The sequence below is a fragment of the Bradyrhizobium arachidis genome (genome assembly GCF_024758505.1).
GTDB lineage: Bacteria > Pseudomonadota > Alphaproteobacteria > Rhizobiales > Xanthobacteraceae > Bradyrhizobium > Bradyrhizobium manausense_C.
Genome location: NZ_CP077970.1, coordinates 1,819,621 through 1,842,728 on the forward strand (window position 1 = coordinate 1,819,621; position 23,108 = coordinate 1,842,728).

At 57.2% G+C, this 23,108-nt stretch carries 21 protein-coding genes; 18 read left to right on the forward strand and 3 right to left on the reverse strand.

Annotated elements, in window-relative coordinates:
- Positions 1 to 388 precede the first annotated feature (388 nt).
- From KUF59_RS08065 to KUF59_RS08080, 4 genes are all read left to right on the forward strand, one after another.
- Positions 389 to 718, forward strand: coding sequence for a hypothetical protein (locus KUF59_RS08065; protein WP_258769182.1), 330 nt, complete (start codon positions 389 to 391; stop codon positions 716 to 718).
- Between the two features lie 120 nt (positions 719 to 838).
- Positions 839 to 2,665: a glutamine--fructose-6-phosphate transaminase (isomerizing) gene (glmS, locus tag KUF59_RS08070; RefSeq protein ID WP_258769183.1), complete on the forward strand. Its 1,827-nt coding sequence runs from the start codon at positions 839 to 841 to the stop codon at positions 2,663 to 2,665.
- Between the two features lie 521 nt (positions 2,666 to 3,186).
- Positions 3,187 to 4,281, forward strand: a complete 1,095-nt coding sequence (locus tag KUF59_RS08075; protein WP_258769184.1) for a glycoside hydrolase family 28 protein — start codon at positions 3,187 to 3,189, stop codon at positions 4,279 to 4,281.
- 524 nt (positions 4,282 to 4,805) lie between these two features.
- Positions 4,806 to 5,693: a GH12 family glycosyl hydrolase domain-containing protein gene (locus KUF59_RS08080; protein WP_258769185.1), complete on the forward strand. Its 888-nt coding sequence runs from the start codon at positions 4,806 to 4,808 to the stop codon at positions 5,691 to 5,693.
- 220 nt (positions 5,694 to 5,913) lie between these two features.
- Here KUF59_RS08080 and KUF59_RS08085 read toward each other — a convergent pair whose 3' ends face one another.
- On the reverse strand, positions 5,914 to 6,900 hold the full coding sequence (locus KUF59_RS08085; protein WP_258769186.1) for a pectinesterase family protein: 987 nt from the start codon (positions 6,898 to 6,900) through the stop codon (positions 5,914 to 5,916).
- Between the two features lie 662 nt (positions 6,901 to 7,562).
- Between KUF59_RS08085 and KUF59_RS08090 the strand changes: the two genes are divergently transcribed.
- From KUF59_RS08090 to queD, 4 genes are all read left to right on the forward strand, one after another.
- A complete protein-coding gene (locus tag KUF59_RS08090; RefSeq protein ID WP_258769188.1) occupies positions 7,563 to 7,937 on the forward strand; it encodes an LLM class flavin-dependent oxidoreductase in 375 nt (124 codons plus the stop codon).
- 61 nt (positions 7,938 to 7,998) lie between these two features.
- The gene (locus KUF59_RS44325; protein WP_408918113.1) at positions 7,999 to 8,211 is read left to right on the forward strand and encodes a hypothetical protein; all 213 of its coding nucleotides are present in this window, start codon (positions 7,999 to 8,001) and stop codon (positions 8,209 to 8,211) included.
- A 76-nt stretch (positions 8,212 to 8,287) separates the two neighbouring features.
- Complete coding sequence (locus KUF59_RS44330; RefSeq protein ID WP_408918082.1) at positions 8,288 to 8,737, forward strand: hypothetical protein; 450 nt, start codon at positions 8,288 to 8,290, stop codon at positions 8,735 to 8,737.
- 6 nt (positions 8,738 to 8,743) lie between these two features.
- Positions 8,744 to 9,100, forward strand: a complete 357-nt coding sequence (gene queD, locus KUF59_RS08100) for a 6-carboxytetrahydropterin synthase QueD (protein ID WP_258769191.1) — start codon at positions 8,744 to 8,746, stop codon at positions 9,098 to 9,100.
- 530 nt (positions 9,101 to 9,630) lie between these two features.
- Here queD and KUF59_RS08105 read toward each other — a convergent pair.
- Entirely contained in the window at positions 9,631 to 10,488 is an 858-nt protein-coding gene (locus tag KUF59_RS08105) for a host specificity protein (RefSeq protein ID WP_258769193.1), read from the reverse strand.
- Positions 10,489 to 10,828: 340 nt separating this feature from the next.
- Here KUF59_RS08105 and KUF59_RS08110 point away from each other — a divergent pair, with 340 nt between their 5' ends.
- The 3 genes from KUF59_RS08110 to KUF59_RS08120 all read left to right on the forward strand — a co-directional run bounded on the left by KUF59_RS08110 (position 10,829) and on the right by KUF59_RS08120 (position 13,422).
- The gene (locus KUF59_RS08110) at positions 10,829 to 11,221 is read left to right on the forward strand and encodes a hypothetical protein (RefSeq protein WP_258769194.1); all 393 of its coding nucleotides are present in this window, start codon (positions 10,829 to 10,831) and stop codon (positions 11,219 to 11,221) included.
- 745 nt (positions 11,222 to 11,966) lie between these two features.
- Positions 11,967 to 12,749 (forward strand): SDR family NAD(P)-dependent oxidoreductase, encoded by a 783-nt coding sequence (locus tag KUF59_RS08115; RefSeq protein WP_258769991.1) that lies wholly within the window; start codon positions 11,967 to 11,969, stop codon positions 12,747 to 12,749.
- A 478-nt stretch (positions 12,750 to 13,227) separates the two neighbouring features.
- Positions 13,228 to 13,422, forward strand: a complete 195-nt coding sequence (locus KUF59_RS08120; RefSeq protein ID WP_258769195.1) for a 4Fe-4S binding protein — start codon at positions 13,228 to 13,230, stop codon at positions 13,420 to 13,422.
- A 720-nt stretch (positions 13,423 to 14,142) separates the two neighbouring features.
- Here the strand turns inward: KUF59_RS08120 and KUF59_RS08125 are convergent.
- Complete coding sequence (locus KUF59_RS08125) at positions 14,143 to 14,580, reverse strand: response regulator (RefSeq protein ID WP_258769196.1); 438 nt, start codon at positions 14,578 to 14,580, stop codon at positions 14,143 to 14,145.
- A gap of 385 nt (positions 14,581 to 14,965) precedes the next feature.
- Between KUF59_RS08125 and nifH the strand changes: the two genes are divergently transcribed.
- The 7 genes from nifH to KUF59_RS08160 all read left to right on the forward strand — a co-directional run bounded on the left by nifH (position 14,966) and on the right by KUF59_RS08160 (position 23,107).
- Entirely contained in the window at positions 14,966 to 15,856 is an 891-nt protein-coding gene (gene nifH, locus KUF59_RS08130; protein WP_258769197.1) for a nitrogenase iron protein, read from the forward strand.
- Positions 15,857 to 15,932: 76 nt separating this feature from the next.
- The gene (gene nifD / locus KUF59_RS08135) at positions 15,933 to 17,435 is read left to right on the forward strand and encodes a nitrogenase molybdenum-iron protein alpha chain (RefSeq protein WP_258769198.1); all 1,503 of its coding nucleotides are present in this window, start codon (positions 15,933 to 15,935) and stop codon (positions 17,433 to 17,435) included.
- A gap of 47 nt (positions 17,436 to 17,482) precedes the next feature.
- Entirely contained in the window at positions 17,483 to 19,042 is a 1,560-nt protein-coding gene (gene nifK, locus KUF59_RS08140) for a nitrogenase molybdenum-iron protein subunit beta (protein WP_258769199.1), read from the forward strand.
- Positions 19,043 to 19,144: 102 nt separating this feature from the next.
- Positions 19,145 to 20,803 carry a nitrogenase iron-molybdenum cofactor biosynthesis protein NifE gene (gene nifE / locus KUF59_RS08145; protein ID WP_258769200.1) on the forward strand — a complete coding sequence of 553 codons (1,659 nt, stop codon included), beginning with the start codon at positions 19,145 to 19,147 and terminating at the stop codon, positions 20,801 to 20,803.
- A 20-nt stretch (positions 20,804 to 20,823) separates the two neighbouring features.
- On the forward strand, positions 20,824 to 22,206 hold the full coding sequence (nifN, locus tag KUF59_RS08150; RefSeq protein WP_258769201.1) for a nitrogenase iron-molybdenum cofactor biosynthesis protein NifN: 1,383 nt from the start codon (positions 20,824 to 20,826) through the stop codon (positions 22,204 to 22,206).
- 23 nt (positions 22,207 to 22,229) lie between these two features.
- The gene (gene nifX, locus KUF59_RS08155; protein WP_258769202.1) at positions 22,230 to 22,625 is read left to right on the forward strand and encodes a nitrogen fixation protein NifX; all 396 of its coding nucleotides are present in this window, start codon (positions 22,230 to 22,232) and stop codon (positions 22,623 to 22,625) included.
- A gap of 11 nt (positions 22,626 to 22,636) precedes the next feature.
- Entirely contained in the window at positions 22,637 to 23,107 is a 471-nt protein-coding gene (locus KUF59_RS08160; protein WP_258769203.1) for a NifX-associated nitrogen fixation protein, read from the forward strand.
- Position 23,108 lies beyond the last annotated feature (1 nt).

The window sequence follows — 23,108 nt, forward strand, 5'->3', positions numbered from 1 at the left end:
AGAATCGTGGTATGTCGCGAGCATGAGTTCGGGCTCCTTGAACTCTGGTCTAATGGCACAGAAGAAGGCGATGCCAGATCACGTTCGAAACGGACATCGCTCTTCTGTGGCTAAGGTTGGCGGCGAATGCCCTCGCCGCAAATGGACCGCCGGTAGAAGTCCTCCCTCTGCCGACGGAAGCTGGCGCGATGTGTAGCAGCGTCGCTCCTCCGAGACTGACTTCTGCCCGGCCAACGAAAGTGGCCGGGCTTCTTTTGCGGGCCAAACACAAGCGACAGCCTGGAGGCGGAAGCTTCAGTCCGCCATTCGCTTCATGCTGGCATCAGCGGCACACTTCTTGAGAACTGGCTGGTGCCTCATGAATGATCCTCAGCGTGACCGACGAGTCATGAAGTTTATACTGGTAAATCACAGGACACCCGACGGCGCGTCGATCTGTATCGGCTGTCGTCAATCGCTTGAGACTGGTTACTTGCGAGATATGGCCACGCGGCAGCACTATTGCGACTACGATTGTTATCGTCGTTACCAGGAGAAGAGACTGGGCGTGCATTGGTTCACGATCAAATGGAGCATCGATAGGCTAGCGCAAGAATATCTGACCCACCTTGGAACTGTCGTTTCCTTTGCTGCAGTACCGTTCTGGTGTTCGATCGTGCTCGCCAAGGCCGCGATGCGCCTCGGCGAACCGGAACTGCTGAAGCGACCTCATGCGTGAGTGCACATCAGTAGGCCGCAGAACGAAACGTCTAACTTACAGCATTAGAGCAGGCGTATTGCAGAACAGTGGAGCAGATTTGAGAATGATTGTTCAAAGAGTCGGGGGATATTAATCCGCATGTGCGGGATTGTCGGCATTCTCGGGCGCGAACCGGTTGCAGAGCAACTGGTGGATTCGCTCAAGCGGCTTGAATATCGGGGCTACGATTCCGCCGGTGTTGCCACGCTCGAAGGTGATCACCTGGAGCGCCGCCGTGCGGAAGGCAAGCTGAAGAACCTCGAAGCGCGGCTGCACGACAGGCCGCTGAAGGGGACGACCGGCATCGGTCACACCCGCTGGGCCACCCACGGCAAGCCGACCGAGCAGAATGCCCATCCGCACGCCACCGAGCGCGTCGCGGTGGTCCATAACGGCATCATCGAGAATTTCCGCGAGCTGCGCGAGGAACTCGAAGCGAAGGGTTCGGTGTTCCGTACCGAAACCGACACCGAGATTGTGCTGCATCTGGTCGACGATCTGCTCACGCGCGGCAACAAGCCGGTCGAGGCGGTGAAGCTCGCCCTGAGTCAGCTGCGCGGCGCGTTCGCGCTCGGCTTCATCTTCGCTAGCGAGGGCGATCTGATGATCGGCGCTCGCAACGGTCCGCCGCTCGCGGTCGGCTACGGCGATGGCGAGATGTTCCTGGGCTCGGACGCGATCGCGCTCGGCCCGTTCACCGACACGATCAGCTATCTCGAGGACGGCGACTGGGTCGTGCTGACCCGGAGCAGCGTTGCGATCTTCGACAAGGACGGCCGCGCCGTCCAGCGCGACAAGATCAAGCATGCGGCCTCGACCTCGCTGGTCGACAAGGCCAACTACCGCCACTTCATGGCGAAGGAAATCCACGAGCAGCCTGAGGTCATCGGTCATACGCTAGCGCGCTATGTCGACATGGCCTCCGAGCGCGTGTCGCTGCCGGTGAAGTTACCGTTCGACTTCAAGGACATCCAGCGCGTCACCATCACGGCCTGCGGCACCGCGAGCTACGCCGGCTATGTCGCAAAATACTGGTTCGAGCGCATGGCGCGCCTGCCGGTCGAGGTCGACGTCGCCTCCGAGTTCCGCTACCGCGAGTCTCCCTTGCGCAAGGGCGATTTGGCAATCTTCATTTCGCAATCGGGCGAGACCGCCGATACGCTGGCCGCGCTCCGCTATGCAAAGGCCGAAGGCGTGCACACGCTCGCCGTCGTCAATGTGCCGACCTCGACGATCGCGCGCGAAAGCGAGACGGTGCTCCAGACGCTCGCTGGGCCAGAGATTGGCGTCGCGTCCACAAAAGCCTTCACCTGCCAACTCATGGTGCTCGCCTCGCTCGCGATCGCGGCCGGCAAGGCTCGCGGCGAATTGTCCGATGAGGACGAGACCAAGCTCGTGCACGGCCTGGTCGAGATCCCGCGCCTGATGGCGGACGCGCTCACCACCGAATTGCAGATCGAGAAGCTTGCGCACAGGATCGCCAAGTCGCGCGACGTGCTCTATCTCGGTCGCGGCACCAGCTTCCCGCTCGCGCTCGAAGGCGCGCTGAAGCTGAAGGAGATCTCCTACATCCATGCCGAGGGCTATGCTGCCGGCGAGCTCAAGCACGGGCCGATTGCGCTGATCGACGAGACCACGCCGGTCGTCGTCATTGCGCCCAACGATCGCGTGTTCGAGAAGACCGTCTCCAACATGCAGGAAGTCGCCGCCCGCGGCGGCAACATCATTCTGATGACGGACGCCAAGGGCGCGGCCGAGGCGACGGTCGATTCTCTCGTCACCATCGTCATGCCCGACATGCCGGCGGCCTTCACGCCGATGGTGTATGCTGTCCCCGTGCAACTGTTGGCCTACCACACAGCGGTGGTGATGGGCACCGATGTCGATCAGCCGCGCAACCTCGCCAAGTCGGTGACCGTCGAGTAAGCACGAGGGAACGGGAGGGATCACTTCTGGACTTCAAGTGCGTGGGCCATCATATGACTTGCGCATTTCACCGTCGATGGAGAGCGACAGAAGTTTAGGTTGGCTGGCGGGCGCCGCCTGCTGATGTTCGGGCGCGGGCGTGTGTCTTTTGCTTCTGCGCCCGCGTGGACTTACAACACATTCGTAGCTGTGTCCTTCACCATGCTCTTATGGGTGTCAGGCGGTCCATTCTAGCTCTTCATAGCGAAGGCTACGGCAACTTGGGTTCGGATTTCGTTAATGAGCCGCCAAACTGAGAGTTGTTCATGTTAGTCCGTTTGCACAATTTGGCTTTGGTGTCGATGCTTGCAACAGTAGGCCTCGCACAAGCCAAGGATCGCCGCGCTGTCGCCGAGCCCGTTGCACCTAGTCATGTCTGCACTCGGCTGGCGCCGTCTAGTGAGAACGTCACTGATAGGCTGCAAGACGCCATTGCTCACTGTCCCCCTGGCTCGGCGGTCTACTTGGCAAAGGGGATCTTCATGTCGGGTCCTCTCGAGATGAAATCCGGAGTAACGCTATGGATCGAGCGCGACGCCACGCTTATCGCTCTCGCTCAGCCGAAGGCATATGACAAAGGCTTGGGAAATTGTGGTCGCATCGGAGGCAAGGGCGATGGCTGCCGCCCGTTCATTAGCTTCTCCAAAACACGGGGAGGCGGCATCTACGGCGATGGCATCATCGACGGCCAGGGCGGCGCGCTCATGGTCGGCACCAGTGAGAGTTGGTGGCAATTGGCGCGGCGCGCGCAAACCGAGGGTGGGAACCAGAACGTCCCTCGCCTCATCCAGATCGACCATGCCCAGGACATTGCCCTCCACGGCATCACACTGCGTAATGCGCCCAACTTCCACGTGGCGATGAACCGGGTCGAAGGTGCCACCTTTTGGGGGATCACAATCGATACACCGGCCTACGCCCGCAATACAGACGGCATCGATCCTGGCGCCAGCCAAGATGTGACAATTGCTCACTGTCGGATCCGTACTGGAGACGACAATGTGGCGATCAAAGCCGGAAACAATGGTCCCGCCCGCTACATTTCCATTATTGACAACTACTTCGGGTGGGGGCACGGCATGTCGATCGGTAGCGAGGTTAACTCCGGTGTCAGTGACATACTGGTGCATGGCCTGACCCTGGACGGCACGACATCTGGCTTGCGCATTAAGAGCGACGTCAGCCGAGGTGGCCTGGTGGAGAGGGTCACCTATGAGAATGTGTGCCTACGCGGCAACCGATGGCCCATCTATTTCGATACACGCTATGATCTCCAGGCGCACGGCGACGAATTGCCGGTCTACCGACAGATCGTTCTGCGCCACGTGCGTGGCGGTGGTGGTGCGCTGGTGATGCACGGGCTTGATCTAGTCCATCCGCTTGAGATTGCGATGGAGGATGTGCTATTCTCCGATAGCGCGACTTGGCAGGTGGAAAATACGAACGTGGTGGTTTCAGCCGTGTGGCCGCCTTTGCGGGGTGGGCAAGGCCAACTGTCGTCTGGCGCATGGGAAGGCTGTGCAAAGGCATTCCTAAAAGCACCCAGAAGATCTGCGAACGGCATCGCGCCCCGATAGAATCTAGCGCCTCTTGTTAGCTACGGCACGTGACCGAACAGGTAGCAAGCGTTCTGAGCGCGGCTGTCTTATACGGTGCCATCCGGGCCCGACCGCCCAGCGGGATATGTTTGGCTGAACGTGAGCGACAAAGAGACAATCAGCTTGCCGCTTATTTTCCAGCTTCGGCTCATTGTTAGATTTTGCGCCCGCAGGTGCCCCCTCGATCACCGTTTCAGTCGAATGAAGAGGCTCGGGCCGATGATGATAGGGTTGTCGCCGACCTTTTGAAACTAGAAGCAGCCACCAAATTTGCAAGCCCCGGCAAATGAAATGAGAGCACCACACTCATTGTTGGACGTTCGCTCCAAGTATGTTCGAACCAGGCTCGTCATCAAATGAATCGTTGCCTCTGTCTCAGCCAGGCTGCTGTCATGCGAGACGGCGAACCCGGGCGGGGTTCACTTTTCTCCTCGATCTCGTCAGCTTCTCGAAAGCCAACCTTCCTAGCATTCGAACCTGGTCTCTCGATATCGATGCCGTCTATGAAGGAACTGGCCACGAGCCTAGGATACCCGCTGGGTGGATCTGCAAGAGACACTGTTCTCAGAACCGAAAGGAGAGCTTTTATGGATTCCAATCGGATAAACGGTGCCGGCTCGCCAGAGTCCCTAACGGGGTACGCCTGGACACAGGAGAATCATGATCTATTTAGGCAGGCCGTGAATGATGCCAAGTCACCATCATCTGCCGCATCTGCATCGGCAAAGGCTCCGGTTTGGCGCTCGAGCGATCCATACGGGAGCTATTCACGCGATGGCTACTCTTGGAATAACGACGTATGGGGCGCGGGCGCTGGGCCTCAGACGATTTCGGTGGGTGCAGTCAACGAGTGGGGCGTGTGGTCGAACCAGCCTAATACTGGTGGCATCAAGAGCTATCCACACGAAGCTTTTGATATCGGCAAACCGCTCAGTTCAATCAACACTTTGAGCTCGAGCTTCAATCAGGCTGTTCCTGCTGGAGGCGCCTGGGATGTCGCTTATGATATCTGGGACAGCTCAAAGCAGTATGAGATAATGCTCTGGACAAACTACACCGGAAACCCGGACGGTAGCGGCAACGTTAAGCCCATTTCATATCATTACGACGCCTCATCCGGAGCCGCGATCCCGGTCCGCAGCAATGTCAACATAGGCGGAGCGACTTGGAACGTGTTTGAAGGCTACAATGGTCACAAGGTCATCTCACTGCTACGCACGTCGAAAGCCAACAGCGGCACGGTGGACATCAAGAGTGCCCTGGAGTGGATCAAATCGACGGGTTACTTTGGCGACATAAAGGTTGGTAGCGTCCAATACGGCGTCGAGATCACCTCGTCCCCGGGGGGAATGCACTTCAACTTCAACAACTGGAACGTGACCTCGAAGTGAAGATCCGCGGGCGGTGAGCTGATCTGCGCTTATGCCATTGGGCCACGCCGACTCACGGCCTCAGCTTGCCGCCTACGGCTGAACGAGAAGCTGACGAAGTTCGCGAGCCGGTTCGCAAACCCTAACGAGCTGATAGTAAGGCGGTGCACAGCTGTGCGTGGCAGATCCAGAACGGCGCAGCGGTGGACGTACCAGAATTCCACGACCGCCTCATAGTTTCCTATCTTGATGGTGAGCTCGGCAGCCAATTCGTGTCATCAGCGAAGAACGCTTTGAGTGACCATTGTTTGGCTTCGCTGTCGGTTAGCTGATGAGAGTAAGACTCCCGTCCTCTGGGATCGGCGCCGATACCGGTGGATTGGTATTCGGCATAATAGGCGGTCTTCAGTCTATTGGTCTTGCCGCGATCCCACTCGCTCCAGCCTTCCGGGACCACCGGCGCATTTATCCGGGTGAATAAGAAGATCACTGTAGCATAAGAGCGCCAAGGGCGGCCAAGGGCGATGCCATGTGCGCTCGGATCGGCGGTCAGGGTGCAATGATCGAAAACATAGGCGCTGTCTTCGTCCGGCGAGTCTTTGCTTTGTGCGGTATACACCACCGCCTGGTTGGCGATGCCGTGCAACTCACAATGTTGGAAATAGGCCTTCGCGTTGCCAAATATATAATCGACATGGCCCTCGATGTAGCAGTCCGAAAAGTATTGCCGTGCTGTTCGGCCGTTCGGGCCTTTGTTGGCGAATAGTGTGTCCTGTGCGCCGAGGAGCCGGACGCGGGTAATAATGTCTTTGTCTCCGGTAATAGACAGCGCCACCGCCTGCGACGGCGGATTGTCTGGATCCAAGGAATAGTCGTTTTGTATCGTCAGATTATCGAGCCAGAAGTCATCGCCAGATGCGTCCATGGTGGCAGAATGAACGGTTCCACCAACTTTGACCGCGCCGTCGCCGTAGACGACAACTGTGTCCTCCGGTTTCTCGCCGGTGCCTTTGATGTGAACGCCAGGTTTGCCGACCTTGATCTTTTCGCGATAGATGCCCGGTGCGATCAGAATGTCGCCGCCTCGAGCCGGCAGTGCGTCTACCGCCTCCTGGACGGAGCGATAGGCCATGTGCCCGAATTGCGAGACCAAGAGCTGCTCAGCATGTGCTTCCGATGGCTGCAAGCATTTGGCCAGAACGGCGGCGGAAATCAGGAGAATTCGCATAATGGTCCCCACTCTTTGTCGAGCGAATTGCAAGCTTGATACAAGGATTGCGCGTTAGGGACGCGATGCTTGGCCAAACGCCCTGTGTAGCTGCGTCCTACATTTTCTCATAAAGGCAGCTCTGCCCCCTTCCCATCTTGATAGCACCATCCGGCAAATTTAGTTGTGAACGCCGCATCTAGCTCGGCCTAAGGGCGGGCGACTTGCAAAATCGTCTAACTTCGACGCTGGCATTGTCATATTTGGATGTGTCTTGTTTGAAGATGTTTATGTCGGAAACACGACATTAGGGTGAGGCTGATTCGTCGGTCGACGCCAAAATCGTTGCTTTTCATTTTCTTCAATCGGGGCTTTCGGCATTTGGCACGCCCATTGCTCGTAATGCAGTGCAGAGCCGTCACGACAATAGCCATGTTGCAGTCGCTGGTGGCGCAGTTCAGATAAAAATCTCATTGGTTGGTCCGTATGCCTTGCTCCACTTTGGCTTCCCGCCAGCTTGAATAGTGGCAGTGAAGACCAGCTCGGGGAGATGAGAGCGGCGCCAGCCAGTGTAAAGCGCCTGGGTTGCATGATGGGTTCAGCTCGGCGATCAACGGCGCGACAATGCATGTGGCGTCCCCGGAATATGAATCGATTGCGCGTTTCGCCACAGAGGAAAACAGATGAAGCTGGGAGTGTTCTATGAGCACCAACTGCCGCAGCCATGGGAAAATGGCGGCGAAGAAAAATTGTTTGGAAATGCGCTGGAGCAGATCGAGCTCGCCGATTGGCTCGGATTCGATTACATGTGGCAGGTCGAGCATCACTTCCTGGAGGAATACTCCCACTCGTCCGCACCCGAAGTCTTTCTAGGTGCCGTTTCGCAGCGTACAAGGAATATCCGTATTGGCCACGGCATTTGTCTTGCCTCGCCGCACTACAATCATCCAGTGCGGGTCGCTGAGCGCCTCGCAACGCTCGATCTGATTTCTGGAGGACGCGTTGACTGGGGGACTGGGGAATCTGCCTCGCTAATTGAGATGCATGGTTTGGAATAGAGCCAGACCAGAAGTTGCGATGTGGCGGGAAGGCGTTGAACAGGCCGCCAATATGATGACGATGCGGCCGTATCCGGGATACAATGGACGGTTCTTCAAAATGCCACCCCGCAACATCGTCCCAAAGCCGGTACAGAAGCCGCACCCACCGCTTTGGATGGCCTGCTCGCGGCGCGAGAGCATTTTGCGGGCCGCGCGTCACGGGATGGGAGGCGCTGGTCTTTGGGTTCGTCGATGCCTCCCAAGCGAAAGTCTGGCGCGACGAGTACTATGAGACGATCAAGGACGACGTGAAAGAGACACCAGGCTCAGGAAGCATCGGCCGGCCTCAGAGCGTTCGTGACCATCTCATGGGCTATGCCGATGTCGGTATCGACCAGATGATTTGCGGACTGAATAAGCACGAGCATATCTGCGAGGCACTCGAGCTGTTCGCCAAAGAGGTTATGCCCTCACTGAAGGAACGGGAAGACGAACGCGTTCGACATAAAGAAGAGGAGCTGGCGCCCTACATAGAGGCGGCACTAGCCCGCAAACCCTTAATGCCTGAGCTGCAAGAGAAGGGCATTCCGAACATTGAGGGCATGGGGATCGTGCTCGAGCGTCGCACGGGTAAGGATTACGCTTCGGCGGGTGGTACCTTTGCGGATCCGACTCGCGGAGGCGCGCCATCCCGATGGTTTCTCGCGAAATGTTTGCCAAAGCAGCCAAGGTTGACTGATGGAAGTTCGCCGCAGAACGTGCCTGAGTTCATGGTGGTGTTGCATGCACAACGGCTGAGGCATACTGCAAGCATCTGAGGACCGATGAGGATATCACAAGCGTTCAGGTTCGAGGCAGCCCACTGCCTCCCCAACGTGCCGGCCACACACAAGTGCAGCCGCATACACGGGCACTCCTATCGAATCGAGGTGCAGCTTGATGGGCCTGTGGACCCGGTCACCGGATTCGTCATCGATTTTTCTGACCTGGAGGAATCGCTTGTCGAAATAGTGAATGCGCTTGATCATCGATATCTGAATGAAGTCGAAGGATTATATAATCCTACGGCAGAAAACATTGCTGTTTGGATCTGGGAAAGATTGCATCGCAAAGTTCCGCAAATCTCGTGCGTTCGAGTCTATGAAACGTCTGATGCCTGGGCTGAATATGACGGACGATGAGATAAATAAGTCTCTTTTGAGCTTTTCTCCTCCCCGACAACGGCGATAGGCGAGCGGTCGTACCGCGCTGGCGCTGATCCAAATCGACCGCGGATTACCAAGCGCCTGGGAACCGCGAGCTTCTACGCCCGGGCGAGATCATCCGATGGTTGGCGAGCGCATTCCGGAATCCAGCGGCATCACCTCAGTATATTCTGGAAAGATTGCCGGAATCCGCGCTTCAGACAGCTTCTTCAATATTATGCCGACCATCAGGCTATGCGGTCTTGGATCACCGACTAACGCTTGCATCGCAAGGCGCTGGGCTGACCGAGCAGCAAATAAACTTTCATATTCGGTTCTTGGCACAACAGATAAAATTCACGAAACACGGTCGGTGGTTCGCACTAACGACTCGCCAAGGGCAAACGTGTGGAATGGGAGAGGAGCGCGCGCGGCGCCCGCTCCTGTTAATGGCTTTACCCTTTCACCGGTGGGGGCAACGACGATAAACCAAATCACTCTCGAATCCGGTCTCGTCATTGCAACTGTTACCCCATAGCCAATCGTCTCATGGCGCGCTCGAGGTGCCAAGAAGGGTCGTCGTCAGAAGAATCTGCTTCACTCGAGTATGTTTCGCTACCTGCTTCGGTATCGGTATCATTGCTCTCTTCTTTCGAAAGATACAGTGGAGGTTTATCGGCGCGCTGCCATTTTCCGTCGGCGTTCCTCGTCCACTTCTCGGGATGTTGGGTGGGATCGAGGCCCCAGCAGTTATTACCCCAATCGCCCATATCACCCATATGAACAAAGCCCATCTCCGCTAGACGGGGTTCAATCCCGTCTAAGGCAGGACGCGACATGACCAATGGCCGCTCGCCGTCAAGCCGAAGCTGATGCTCCAGCAGAATATCGCCTGCGTTCTCGACCAGCGGATGAGTAATCCTAAGGTCCAGAACGGATGTGACCTCGCTATGCTCAGGAAATTGTCGCTGCGCCTCTTCCGTTTCGAGGGGAAAGCCGGCTCCTGACCTTAGAAGACCGACAGTTTTGTCGCCCAATTGATAGCGGAAGAAACGCGCCCTCTTGCTCGGATTATCGTAGGTGCTGGTATAGCCCCCAGCAACCCATGCTGAACGCTCAGCTTTTTCGGCTACGAAAGCCGAGTACTCTTGTGAACTATCGGCGATGTGTCTGATGTCACGGCCCAAGAACTCCCTCACTTCTGTCATGAAGGAAGACCTGTCGATCTCATCGATTGGTGGCTTGGAAGCGAGGAAGTAGGGCCTAGACCCCGACGCGCCTGCAACCGTCTCCGCAAAGCGGTAGGTGTCTTCTGACTGTCTCGATTCATCAGCGTGGCTGGCGCTTGTGGACTGGCTGGATGAGCCAGTGATTCGGCTATACATTAGATCGCCCTCCTATCGGCAAAGTTGCTTGCTACGGGCTTGTGCCGCTCAAGCGTTGGGTACAATGATACGCAGCCTAACTGACCACAAGCTGACACGCCGGCGCAGAGCGTCTGCTGCAGACCGCGACTAGCGTAGGTTCTGTCGGGATTCATCGGGAGCTTATCACGGCCGCGGCTAATGGATCATAGCAGCGAAGCTTTGATCGGCTTGTCTGCGCGCAGCGGGATGCGTTTGAATTGCTTGAGCCTGCAGAAGAGGGTTTCGATCGGATGATTTGTACTTTTTCTTGTCGATGGCGTGCGGCTGTGCGTGGCGCGGGTGCTGGGAGATGACTACCTTGGCGCCGCTGCTCGCCGAGATCGACGCTGATGGCATTGCTGTTAAACTGTCGGTGATCAGTGCTTCGAAGGCCACCTTTTCGATGAGTGGCGGAACACCGACGATGTCGAAGCTCTATCCGAGCAGCAGCACGAAACACACGAGGGCAAAGAGCGCATCGGTGAGGGTCAGGATTTTTGGTGCTCATGCCACTCTTAACGGCGACAGCCTGACTTTGAGTCCTCCTTTTGCACCTTGTCCGTGGCGGTGCACCTTGACGACCGTGGCGTTGACGATGGCGTACTCCATATCCGGCTCGTCCGGCGCCGAACAGGCTCTTCCACACATCCGCCTTCTCCTAATGCGCGAGCACACGGCGGTTCGACGTGGGCGACACTTTGCTGACTCATGAAGAATTTGCGAATGTCTATGAGATCGTCCGCAAACTGATCGACGAAAATCCGAACCTCAGGGGGATCTTCGTTAATCATGGCGGCGGTTCTGCGTCTTGCGTGCAATGCGTGAGCTGTCTAGCCGGTGTTGTTGGGTTCAAAAGCAGAATCAGAGATCGTACAAATAGACGCTACGTACGATTCAATCTCTTTCGAACTATTTGCGTAAATGATGTCTCGGCGATGCGGAGGCGGTCTAGCGGCCTAAGTTTCGCCACGCTGCTCGCGTCAGTCAGAGCAGCATCATCACGGATGTACTGATGGTGCAGAGGCGGGACCCGGCGCATTTTACAACTGGCAAAAGTGCGCCGGGCGCCTCGGTTTGCTTCGCGAGCCGCAATGCGTGTAAGACCTATCAAGTGTATAGGGTGGTTGGTGGGCTTTGACGTGCGGCCTCTAGCAGCACGCTATGAATCTAGGCAGCTCCGGTGCAAACACGGCCTTTGTCAGCCGCTTCGCCAAATGATGCCGAGCTCAACACCGAATTTGGTTCGAAAGCGACGGGCACCTGCTTCAAACCGGGGAAGATGTGGCTGAGGCGACATCCGAGCGAGAGAATCGCTTCGTGCGTTGACCTGCCATGGCCCAATTATTGCAAACTTTCCTGCCAACGATGCCGACTTATCTCTTCACTCTTAAGGAGCTCGCTTGCCCCTTCATCGATTAGATGAAGACAGTGTTGCTGGTCAGACCTCTGATCCAGATCTGGCGCACTGTCCGTTTCACGACGATAAGTCCCACGCGCGACTTGGCGAAAAGAAGACGCTTGTACTAACCGGCGCCTCGCGCGGCATCGGTCACGCTACGGGTAAATTGTTCTCCGAAGCTGGTTGGCGAATCATCTCCTGCTCTCGACAGCCCTTCGATGACCGTCGATGTCCATGGGATTCGGGAATCAACAACCACGTGCAGGTGGAGCTAAGCGATCACAGCGCGTTGCCGCGCGCGATTGCCGAGATCAAGGAGCGGCTCAACGGAGAGCCGCTTCACGCCCTTGTCAACAATGCCGGTATTTCCCCAAAGGCACCAGATGGCGGTCGGCTGAATTCGTTGACAACATCCATCGGAACCTGGATGAGCGTGTTTCACGTCAATTTGGTCGCGCCGATTCTACTTGCGCAAGGTCTATTCGACGAATTGAAAGTGGCATCCGGCTCGATCGTCAATGTCACCTCAATCGTTGGCACTCGTGTGCATCCTTTCGCAGGTACTGCCTATGCGACCTCTAAGGCGGCGCTCGCCTGCCTTACGCGCGAGATGGCGCATGACTACGCGCCGTTCGGCATTCGGGTCAACGCGATCGCGCCGGGCGAAATCAAGACCGACATTCTGTCACCGGAAACTGAAGCGAGGTTGGCGCCGATTATACCGCTACACCGTGTCGGCACGCCGGACGAGGTCGCGAAAGTTATTTTCTTCCTCTGCTCAAGCGCCGCGAGCTACGTCACAGGTGCGGAAGTGCCAATCAATGGCGGACAACACGTGTGACAGTGCCGGCGTGGTTCATCGCGGATTTGATGCGCTCATCAAGACGAGATCTCGGTTGTCCCGGGTGCAATGTCAATTCTAGTGTCGCAAACTGGCCAAGTCGTCGAGACGACAACAGGGTGCGGATAAGCCGACAATGTAAAGTTGAGTACCCGCGTAACTCGGCACGAAGCGGGGAAAGTCTAAGTCTTCTCGGATTTTCCTGGCCCAAGGCGGCAGCTGTCGCTGCGGGCAGATCCGCCGAGCCAAAGTCGGCGCGCGCGCATGCCCGCTCGCAGATCGACGACACGCTCAAGATAGCCCCCTCCAATTCAAACGATTCTGATGAGACGATTGCCGATTACAAGGTGGTGTTATTGTATTGCTAGCGACGGCAGACTTGCGAAAGTCGGTGTCGGGAGCTCCCGTCTCTCACATGTGGCACGAGGCTTGAAAGGCAGGTGTCGAGCGCACCGCTTAATCCTAGGAGTCGCAATCCATGGCCTACAAGATCGTCGCTTCGCAATGCTCGGTTTGCGGTGCATGTGAGTTCGAGTGTCCGAACGGCGCGATCAGCCTCAAGCGCGACATCTATGTAATCGATCCGGAAAAGTGCACTGAGTGCGAGGGGCATTCCGATACACCGCAATGCGCGATGGTCTGTCCCGTCGAAGACACATGCGTTCCCGCCTGACAATGTTGATCGAGATATCGTCGCCGATAAGAAGAGTGTCGGCGCATCCCCGCCGAGTCGTCGAGCGGCGTGGCCAGCTTGCGGCAACCTTGAAAGAGCGTTCGTCAGCGGCGTTATGGCCGGCGGCCAATAGGGCGCACACTCTCGAAGGCAGACCGAGGCGATACATCGGTTCACAGGCGAAGTAGTGGATGGTAGCAGCTCACAAACAGTCGAGCGGGTAGGCGGCATTGACGTGGACCAATCGCAACCGTGAGGCCCTGATAGCTCCCAATAAGGCCTTGAAGAACTAAGAGGTTGCCAGAGAAAAAGAAGGCTCGCTTGGATGCGTCCCGTGGTACCTGGAGGGCTATTACCGCTCGCTGATCATGACCGAGCTGGTCCGGCGCGCGTTGACTATCCGACAATCGAGTTTCCGGCATCCATTGCTACGCGGGGCCGAGGTCGAAGAAGCGGTCGTCTGGCCAGGCAAGGCCGATTATTCAGATCCCGGAAGACCCACGAGCTTGCTGTTCCCCGTCGCCAGGTCGCGATGCTGGAGATCTGCTTCCACGAACTGCGCCCGCAAAGGTCTTCACGCCGATATCTATGGTCCGGACCTTCAAGGCGGAGCCGATGAAGAGGGCGTCATTTTCATGTCGATTGCGAAGCCGTCCACGAGCATCGGGAGCTGGTGCAGGTCGACTGCAACTAGGCCATCCGATGTCGCGTAAGAAGCGTCTAATCGAACGTGACAGGAATGAGACGCGATGGTCCATCGTGAAAGACCGGTTCACCCAACGCTATTCTAACGGCCTCGCAGACAGAACTGAAGGAGATTGGATTGGTGATGACCCCGTGTGCGCCCCGCTCAAGTCCAGTCTGCACCAGGGGATCGGAGTTCCGCTCCGCTACGAGCAGGACCTTGGTACTCGCGAACACCTTGATGAGTTCGTCCAGGACTGCCTCTCCTCGATCCCGCAGGATGGCAATGCCGACCAGAACGAGGTCGGGAGTTTTCATTGGCGACGTCATGGCGTCATCCAGAGAGGCAAAAGCATGTGTCTGGTAGCGCTCACGTAAGATGTAGTCGAGCGCGGAACGGACGACCTGCTCAGGTTCGATCAGGAGGATGCGCGGACAGCCGCTACTTGTATAGGTCTCGGTATCGAATCGCATGATACCCTCTGTGCATTGATCAATACACATCAAAGCAAGCTCCGTACCGTAGCTGTCCAGCCGCGTGTGAACGAAAACTGTCGATTTCGTCCGTCGGGTAAAGCAAAGCAAAGCATTGCCTTGCTTCAGACAAGTTAGTGCGACCGCTCATGTCGAAAATTGCCGATGTCGGACTTGCGACAATGGTCCCCTACAACCGGTATCTATCTCCACTTGCACTGTTATTTGTTTCGAGCGAGCGCTGGCACGCTCGTTGCAAAAGTCGTTGTGCAAAGGCGCGGCTGTCGGCCTTTGTATCTCACCGAGCTGCGAATGCGGCGAGCCGAGTGATGGGATTACGAGAGAGCGCATTACGCAGATCATCAATTGATCGATGGAGAGCAACATGTCGTCACTGAGACAAATCGCGTTTTACGGCAAGGGTGGTATCGGCAAATCGACCACATCACAGAACACGCTCGCAGCGCTTGCCGAGATGGGCCACAAGATCCTGATCGTTGGCTGCGATCCGAAGGCCGACTCGACCCGCCTGATTCTGCATGCCAAGGCACAGGATACGATCTTGAGTCTCGCGGCGAGCGCCGGCAGCGTCGAGGATCTCGAGATCGAGGACGTCTTGAAGGTCGGGTATAAAGATATCCGCTGCGTCGAATCCGGTGGTCCGGAGCCAGGCGTCGGGTGCGCTGGCCGCGGCGTCATTACGTCGATTAACTTCTTGGAAGAGAACGGCGCCTACGAGGACATCGATTACGTGTCCTACGACGTGCTCGGCGACGTCGTCTGCGGCGGCTTTGCGATGCCAATACGCGAGAACAAGGCGCAAGAGATCTACATCGTCATGTCCGGCGAGATGATGGCGATGTACGCCGCCAACAACATCTCCAAGGGCATTCTGAAGTATGCCAATTCCGGCGGCGTGCGGCTCGGCGGCTTGATCTGTAATGAGCGGCAGACCGACAAGGAGCTGGAACTGGCGGAAGCGCTCGCCAAGAAGCTCGGCACCCAGCTGATCTACTTTGTCCCCCGTGACAACATCGTCCAGCATGCCGAGCTACGCCGCATGACGGTGCTGGAATATGCGCCGGACTCCAAGCAGGCGGAGCACTATCGCAATCTCGCGTCCAAAGTTCACAACAATGGCGGCAAGGGCATCATCCCGACGCCGATCAGCATGGACGAACTTGAGGATATGCTGATGGAGCACGGCATCATGAAGTCAATCGACGAAAGCCAGGTCGGAAAGACAGCTTCCGAACTCGCCGCCCTTTCGGCTTGAACTCAAACCTCACATTCGGTGCGATTCGACAAAGCGTCGGCCCGAAGCCATAGAGAGCAATCAGAAGGATATTCGCATGAGCCTGGCGTCCACCCAGAGCGTCGCAGAGATCAAGGCCCGCAATAAGCAATTGATTGACGAAGTCTTGAAGGTCTATCCCGAGAAGACCGCCAAACGGCGTGCCAAGCACCTTAACGTGCACGAGGTCGGTAAGTCCGACTGCGGTGTTAAGTCGAATCTCAAATCGATCCCCGGCGTAATGACCATTCGAGGCTGCGCCTATGCTGGCTCGAAGGGTGTGGTGTGGGGTCCGATCAAGGACATGATCCACATTAGCCATGGCCCCGTCGGTTGCGGCCAGTATTCCTGGGGATCGCGACGCAACTATTATGTTGGCACTACCGGTATCGATACCTTTGGAACTATGCAGTTCACTTCCGACTTCCAGGAAAAGGACATTGTCTTCGGGGGCGACAAGAAGCTCGTCAAGGTGATCGACGAGATCCAAGATCTGTTCCCGCTCAGCCGCGGAATCACCATCCAGTCGGAATGTCCGATCGGCCTGATAGGGGATGACATAGAGGCAGTTTCGAGGGCAAAGTCGAAGGAATACGGCGGCAAGACTATCGTGCCCGTACGCTGCGAAGGATTCCGCGGCGTATCGCAGTCGCTGGGTCACCACATCGCTAACGATGCCGTGCGCGACTGGGTGTTCGACAAGATCACCCCGGAGGCAGAGCGACGATTTGAATCCACGCCCTATGACGTTGCCATCATCGGCGACTACAACATCGGCGGCGATGCCTGGTCGTCTCGCATCCTCCTTGAGGAAATGGGCTTGCGTGTGATTGCGCAGTGGTCGGGCGACGGTAGCCTCGCCGAACTTGAAGCGACGCCAAAGGCGAAGCTTAACATCCTGCATTGCTATCGCTCGATGAATTATATCTCTCGCCACATGGAGGAGAAGTTCGGCATTCCCTGGTGCGAGTACAACTTCTTTGGCCCATCCAAAATCGCGGACTCGCTGCGTAAGATCGCTAGCTTCTTCGACGACAAGATTAAGGAGGGAGCCGAGCGCGTGATCGCTAAATACCAGCCACTCATGGATGCTGTCATCGCCAAGTACCGGCCGCGGCTAGAAGGCAAATCCGTGATGCTCTTTGTTGGCGGCCTGCGACCTCGGCACGTGATTGGCGCCTATGAAGACCTCGGTATGGAGGTTGTCGGGACCGGCTACGAGTTTGGTCACAACGACGATTATCAGCGCACCGCCCAGCATTACGTCAAGGACGGTACATTGATTTACGACGACGTCACTGGTTACGAGTTCGAGCGCTTCGTCGAGAAGATCCAGCCCGACCTCGTTGGTTCGGGCATCAAGGAGAAGTACGTTTTCCAGAAGATGGGCGTGCCGTTCCGACAGATGCACTCTTGGGACTATTCGGGTCCTTATCATGGCTATGATGGGTTCGCGATCTTCGCCCGCGACATGGATATGGCAATCAATTCCCCGATTTGGAAGAAGACCAGGGCGCCTTGGAAGGATGCCCCGCGTCCGAGCCTAATGGCGGCGGAATAAGTGCGCCGGTTCAGACGATCGAACACGAATCCAACAAGGACGCCACGATGACACAGAATGCCGAAAACGTGCTCGATCATTTCGAGCTGTTCCGAGGGCCCGAATACCAGCAAATGCTGGCGAACAAAAGAGCGCTCTTCGAGAATGCGCATGATCCCGCGGAGGTCGAACGTATCCGCGAATGGGCCAAAACTCCCGAATATCGTGAAAAGAACTTCGCGCGCGAGGAACTGACTATCAATCCGGCCAAGGCGTGCCAACCGTTGGGGGCCGTGTTTGCCTCGGTCGGATTCGAGAGCACGTTACCTTTCGTCCACGGCTCACAGGGCTGCGTCGCCTACTATCGAAGCCACCTGTCGCGGCACTTCAAGGAACCAACCTCCTGTGTTTCCTCGTCGATGACCGAAGATGCAGCTGTATTCGGCGGTCTCAAGAACATGATCGATGGGCTGGCCAACAGCTACAACATGTACAAACCGAAGATGATCGCGGTCTCGACCACGTGCATGGCGGAAGTGATCGGAGACGATCTCAACGCCTTTATCAAGACGTCGAAAGAAGAAGGCTCGGTTCCGGCCAAGTTCGACGTTCCCTTCGCTCATACACCCGCTTTCGTCGGTAGCCATGTCACCGGTTATGACAACGCCCTAAAAGGCATCATCGAGCATTTCTGGGACGGCAAAGCCGGTTCTGAGCCAAAGCTCGAGCGCCAGCCGAACAAGAAGATCAACTTCATCGGCGGCTTCGACGGCTACACCGTGGGCAATATCCGCGAGATAAAGCGCATTTTTGAGTTGATGGGCATCGAGTACACGATCCTCGCTGATAACAGCGACGTGTTCGACACGCCGACTGACGGTGAGTTCCGCATGTATGACGGCGGGACTACGCTGAAGGACGCCGCAAATGCCATCAATGCCAAGGCGACCGTCTCCATGCAGCAATATTGTACGGAGAAAACGCTGCCCTTCATCGAGAGCCATGGCCAGCAAGTGGTTGCGTTCAACCATCCGGTCGGCGTCAGCGCGACCGACGACTTCCTGATGACGTTATCGCGCATTACGGGAAAATCAATCCCGAAGGGCCTAGAACAGGAGCGCGGTCGTCTGGTCGACGCCATGGCGGACTCCAGCGCACACATTCACGGTAAGAAGTTCGCAATCTATGGCGATCCTGACCTTTGCTATGGCTTAGCAGGCTTCCTGCTCGAGCTCGGTGCCGAACCCACCCACGTCCTATCAACCAACGGAACTAAGGCCTGGGAAGAGAAGATGCAGGCGCTATTTGCCAGTTCGCAGTTCGGCAAGGACTGTCATGCCTATCCTGGTAGGGACCTTTGGCACATGCGTTCGCTGCTGTTCACCGAGCCGGTCGATTTTCTGATCGGTAACACCTACGGCAAGTACCTGGAGCGCGACACCGGCACGCCGCTGATCCGAATCGGCTTCCCCGTGTTCGATCGTCACCATCATCACCGCTATCCGGTGTGGGGCTATCAGGGCGGCATGAATGTGCTGGTGAAGATACTCGACAAGATATTTGAGGAGATCGACAAGAACACCAACGTAGTGGGTAAAACCGACTACAGCTTCGACATCATCCGCTGATGCGAGCGTGTCTCCGCCTCATCGCCGCGTGCCGCGGCCGTGAGGTGGGGATCTACACTCGTCCGTGCTAGGACCACAAACCATCCGCGGAAGGAGACTACCGTGACTTCGCTCTCGGCCACGATCCAGGACGTCTTTAATGAGGCGGACTGCGCCAAGAACGCCAACAAGTCGGAGGCTGCGCGCAAAAAGGGCTGCACCAAGCAACTGCAGCCGGGCGGGGCCGCCGGAGGTTGCGCCTTTGATGGCGCCAAGATTGCGCTACAGCCATTTACCGATGTCGCTCATCTCGTTCACGGCCCCATCGCATGCGAAGGCAATTCCTGGGACAATCGCGGCTCTGCCTCCTCAGGGCCCGATCTCTGGCGCAGGAGCTTTACGACCGACATGCATGAGATCGATGTCGTGTTCGGCGGCGAGAAGCGACTGTACAAAGCCATAAAGGAAATCATCGAGAAGTATGATCCGCCGGCGATCTTCGTCTACCAGACCTGCGTGCCGGCCATGATCGGTGACGACATCAATGCGGTCTGCAAGATCGCGGCGGCAAAATTCGGCAAGTCCGTCATTCCCGTCAATTCGCCGGGATTTGTCGGTTCGAAGAACCTCGGAAACAAGCTCGCCGGTGAAGCGCTGCTGGAATACGTGATTGGCACGCAGGAGCCAGATCGCACAACGCCCTACGATATCAATCTCATCGGGGAATACAATTTGTCCGGCGAGCTCTGGCAGATCAAGCCACTGCTGGACGAAATCGGCATTCGCATCCTGTCGTGCATCTCCGGTGATGGCAAATATCGCGAGGTCGCCTGCTCACATCGGGCGCGCGCCGCTATGATGGTGTGCTCCAAGGCCATGATCAACGTCGCGAGCAAGATGAGGGAGCGCTACGGCATTCCATTCTTCGAAGGGTCATTCTACGGCATCCAGGATACCAGCGAGGCTTTACGAAAGATCGCGCGCATGCTGATCGAGCGCGGCGCTCCACCCCAACTGATGGAGCGCACCGAGGCTGCAGTCGCACGCGAGGAAGCAAAGGCCTGGGCTGCAATCGAGCGCTTCAAGACGCGCTTTGTCGGCAAGAAGGTTTTGCTCGTCACTGGCGGCGTGAAGTCATGGTCGGTGGTCGCGGCTCTGCAGGAGGCAGGGCTCGAGATCGTTGGCACTTCGGTCAAGAAATCGACCAGCGAGGACAGGGAGCGCATTCAAAAATTGATGGGTCATGATGCCCACATGATCGAGGATCTTACGCCGCGTGAAATGTACAAGATGCTCAAGGAGGCGGAGGCGGATATCATGCTGTCGGGCGGCAAGTCGCAGTTTGTCGCCCTGAAGGCGGCTATGCCGTGGCTCGACATCAATCAGGAACGCTGCCACGCCTATATGGGCTATGTCGGCATCGTGAAGCTAATGGAAGAGATCGATAAGGCGCTCAACAATCCGATATGGGATCAGCTCCGTATGCCCGCGCCATGGGATAACGCGGAGGGAAACTGGCAAGCAAAGGCGCTTGCGCAAGTGGATGTGTCGGCGCCCGGGGGCGCGCCGAACTCGGTCGGTGCCGAGAAGGCCCCGCACGCCAAGAGAACCCGTTCGTGCAAGACGGTCGAGCTCAGCATCATCGAGGATCGCGTTTCCGCTCACGGCTCAACCGCTGTCGGTACTATGGCGCAGGACACCGACGCTTCCGCCGCTTCTAAGCGAGCGAGCGAGAATAAGATGCCGGCCCAGCCTGTGTCCGCGCTGCAGGCGGCAGAGTAGGCGTAAGCAGGGGGCAAGCTATGGCGATCGTTACCTGTTCGAAGAAGGCCTGCACGATCAATCCGCTGAAGATGAGCCAACCGATCGGCGGCTCTTTCGCCTTTTTGGGACTTCGTGGTGCGATGCCACTCTTACACGGTTCTCAGGGCTGCACGTCTTTCGGCTTGACCCTCTTTGTCCGCCATTTCAAGGAGGCCGTGCCCTTGCAGACCACCGCAATGAGCGAGGTTTCGACCGTGCTCGGTGGCTATGAGAATGTCGAGCAGGCGATCCTCAATATCTACAAACGCGTCAAGCCCGAAATTATCGGCATCAATTCGACCGGCGTCACCGAGACCAAGGGCGACGACGTCGAGGCGTTCATCCGCCTTATTCGGCAAAATCATCCGCATCTCGAAAATGTCCCGTTCGTCTACGTTTCGACGCCGGATTTCAAGGATGCGTTTCAGGATGGCTGGGAAAAGACCGTGGCGCGACTGGTTGAGGTGCTCGTCGATCCCGTGGATCCGGCCGCACCGCGCGATTGCTCGCGCGTTAACGTCCTGCCTGGTTGCCACCTCACCCCTGGCGATCTTGACGAGCTACGGACGATCTTTGAGGACTTTGGGCTGAGGCCGTCGTTCTTGCCGGATATCGCCGGGTCGCTCGACGGTCACATTCCCGAAGAATTCACGCCGACTACGATCGGTGGGATTGGGGTCGACGAGATCGCGAGCATGGGGCAGGCGGTCTGGACGATCGCCATCGGAACGCAGATGAGGCGCGCGGCTGAGGCGATGCAGGCGAAGACCGGCACGCCGTTCCGGCTATTCGAGCGGCTCTGTGGCCTCGTCCCCAATGATGAATTCATGACTTTTTTGAGCGAGATCAGCGGCGAGCCGGTGCCGACAAAATATCGCCGGCAGCGTGGCCAACTCGCGGACGCGATGCTGGATGCGCATTTCCATATCGGAGGTCGAAAGCTCGCGATTGGGGCCGAGCCGGACCTCTTGTTCGACATCTCCAGCATGCTGTACGAGATGGGCGCGCAGGTGACCGCGGCAGTGACGACAACGGCATCTCCGGTGCTCGAACGCGTCAAGGCCCAAGAGGTCGTCATTGGTGACCTCGAAGATCTAGAGGAGCTTGCCAAGGCGCGAGACTGCAATCTCCTGATTTCTCACTCGCACGGCCGCCAGGCGGCAGCACGATTGGACATCCCGTTCTATCGAGCCGGCTTTCCGATGTTCGATCGCCTCGGCGCAGGTCACCAGATGAGCGTCAGCTATCGCGGAACGCGCGAGCTGATCTTTGACCTCGCCAACCTCATCATTGCGGACCGCGAGGCCAACCACCAACCGACACCAGCGACTTGGCAAATCACCGGCGCCGGTCTGCATGTCGTTCCGCCGCAGCTGAACTGATGCGAAAATAGGAATCAGAGCCCATGAAAGTCGCATTCGCAACCCAGGATTTAAAGCGCGTCGATGCACATTTTGGCTGGGCCAAAAACATCGCCATCTATGAGGTTAGGCCCGAAGGGCACCACTTGATCGAGGCCATCCAGTTCGACGGCGATCTACAGGAGGACGGCAATGAGGACAAGCTCGCGCCGAAGATCGATGCCATCAAAGACTGCGCCATCCTCTACGTTGCTGCGATCGGCGGCTCTGGTGCAGCGCGTGTCGTGGCAAACAATATCCATCCGATGAAGGTGAGCCAGCCCGAAGCAATCGACGATCTCTGTATCAAGCTCGAAGGTGTGTTGAAGGGCTCCCCGCCACCCTGGTTGCGCAAGGTGCTTGCCAAAGGCCACAAACGCTCGTTCGATTTCGAGGACTGAAGGAAACGACTATGAACGAGACGGCTGAATTGATCCAAACCAGCCTCGCTGGGGAGGCACCCTTTGTGAGGGAGCTTGTCAAGATCTGGCGCGCCGAGGATGGCCACGGCGCCTGGGATGGCAGAGGGGATCTCGAGCTGCTCGAGCCCTATATTCTCGACAGGGAAAAGCGCCGCGCCTTGCCGATCGTCGGCGATCCCGATCCGGACACGATCTGGCGATTGGAATTGTTCTTCAACGCCGTTGCGGTGTCTATCGAGAAGGCCACCGGGGTGATGATCTCGCCGATGCTGAAAATGCACCATGAAGGCTTTGGCCGCATAGTGCTCATAGGCGGCCGGCTGATTGTCGTAAACAAGCAACTGCGCGACGTGCATCGTTTCGGTTTTGACAATCTCGCAAAGCTGGTTGCGGAAGGTGACAAATATGTCGACAAGGGCATCGAGATGATCCGAAGATTCCCGGAAGTTGCGAACTACTGAG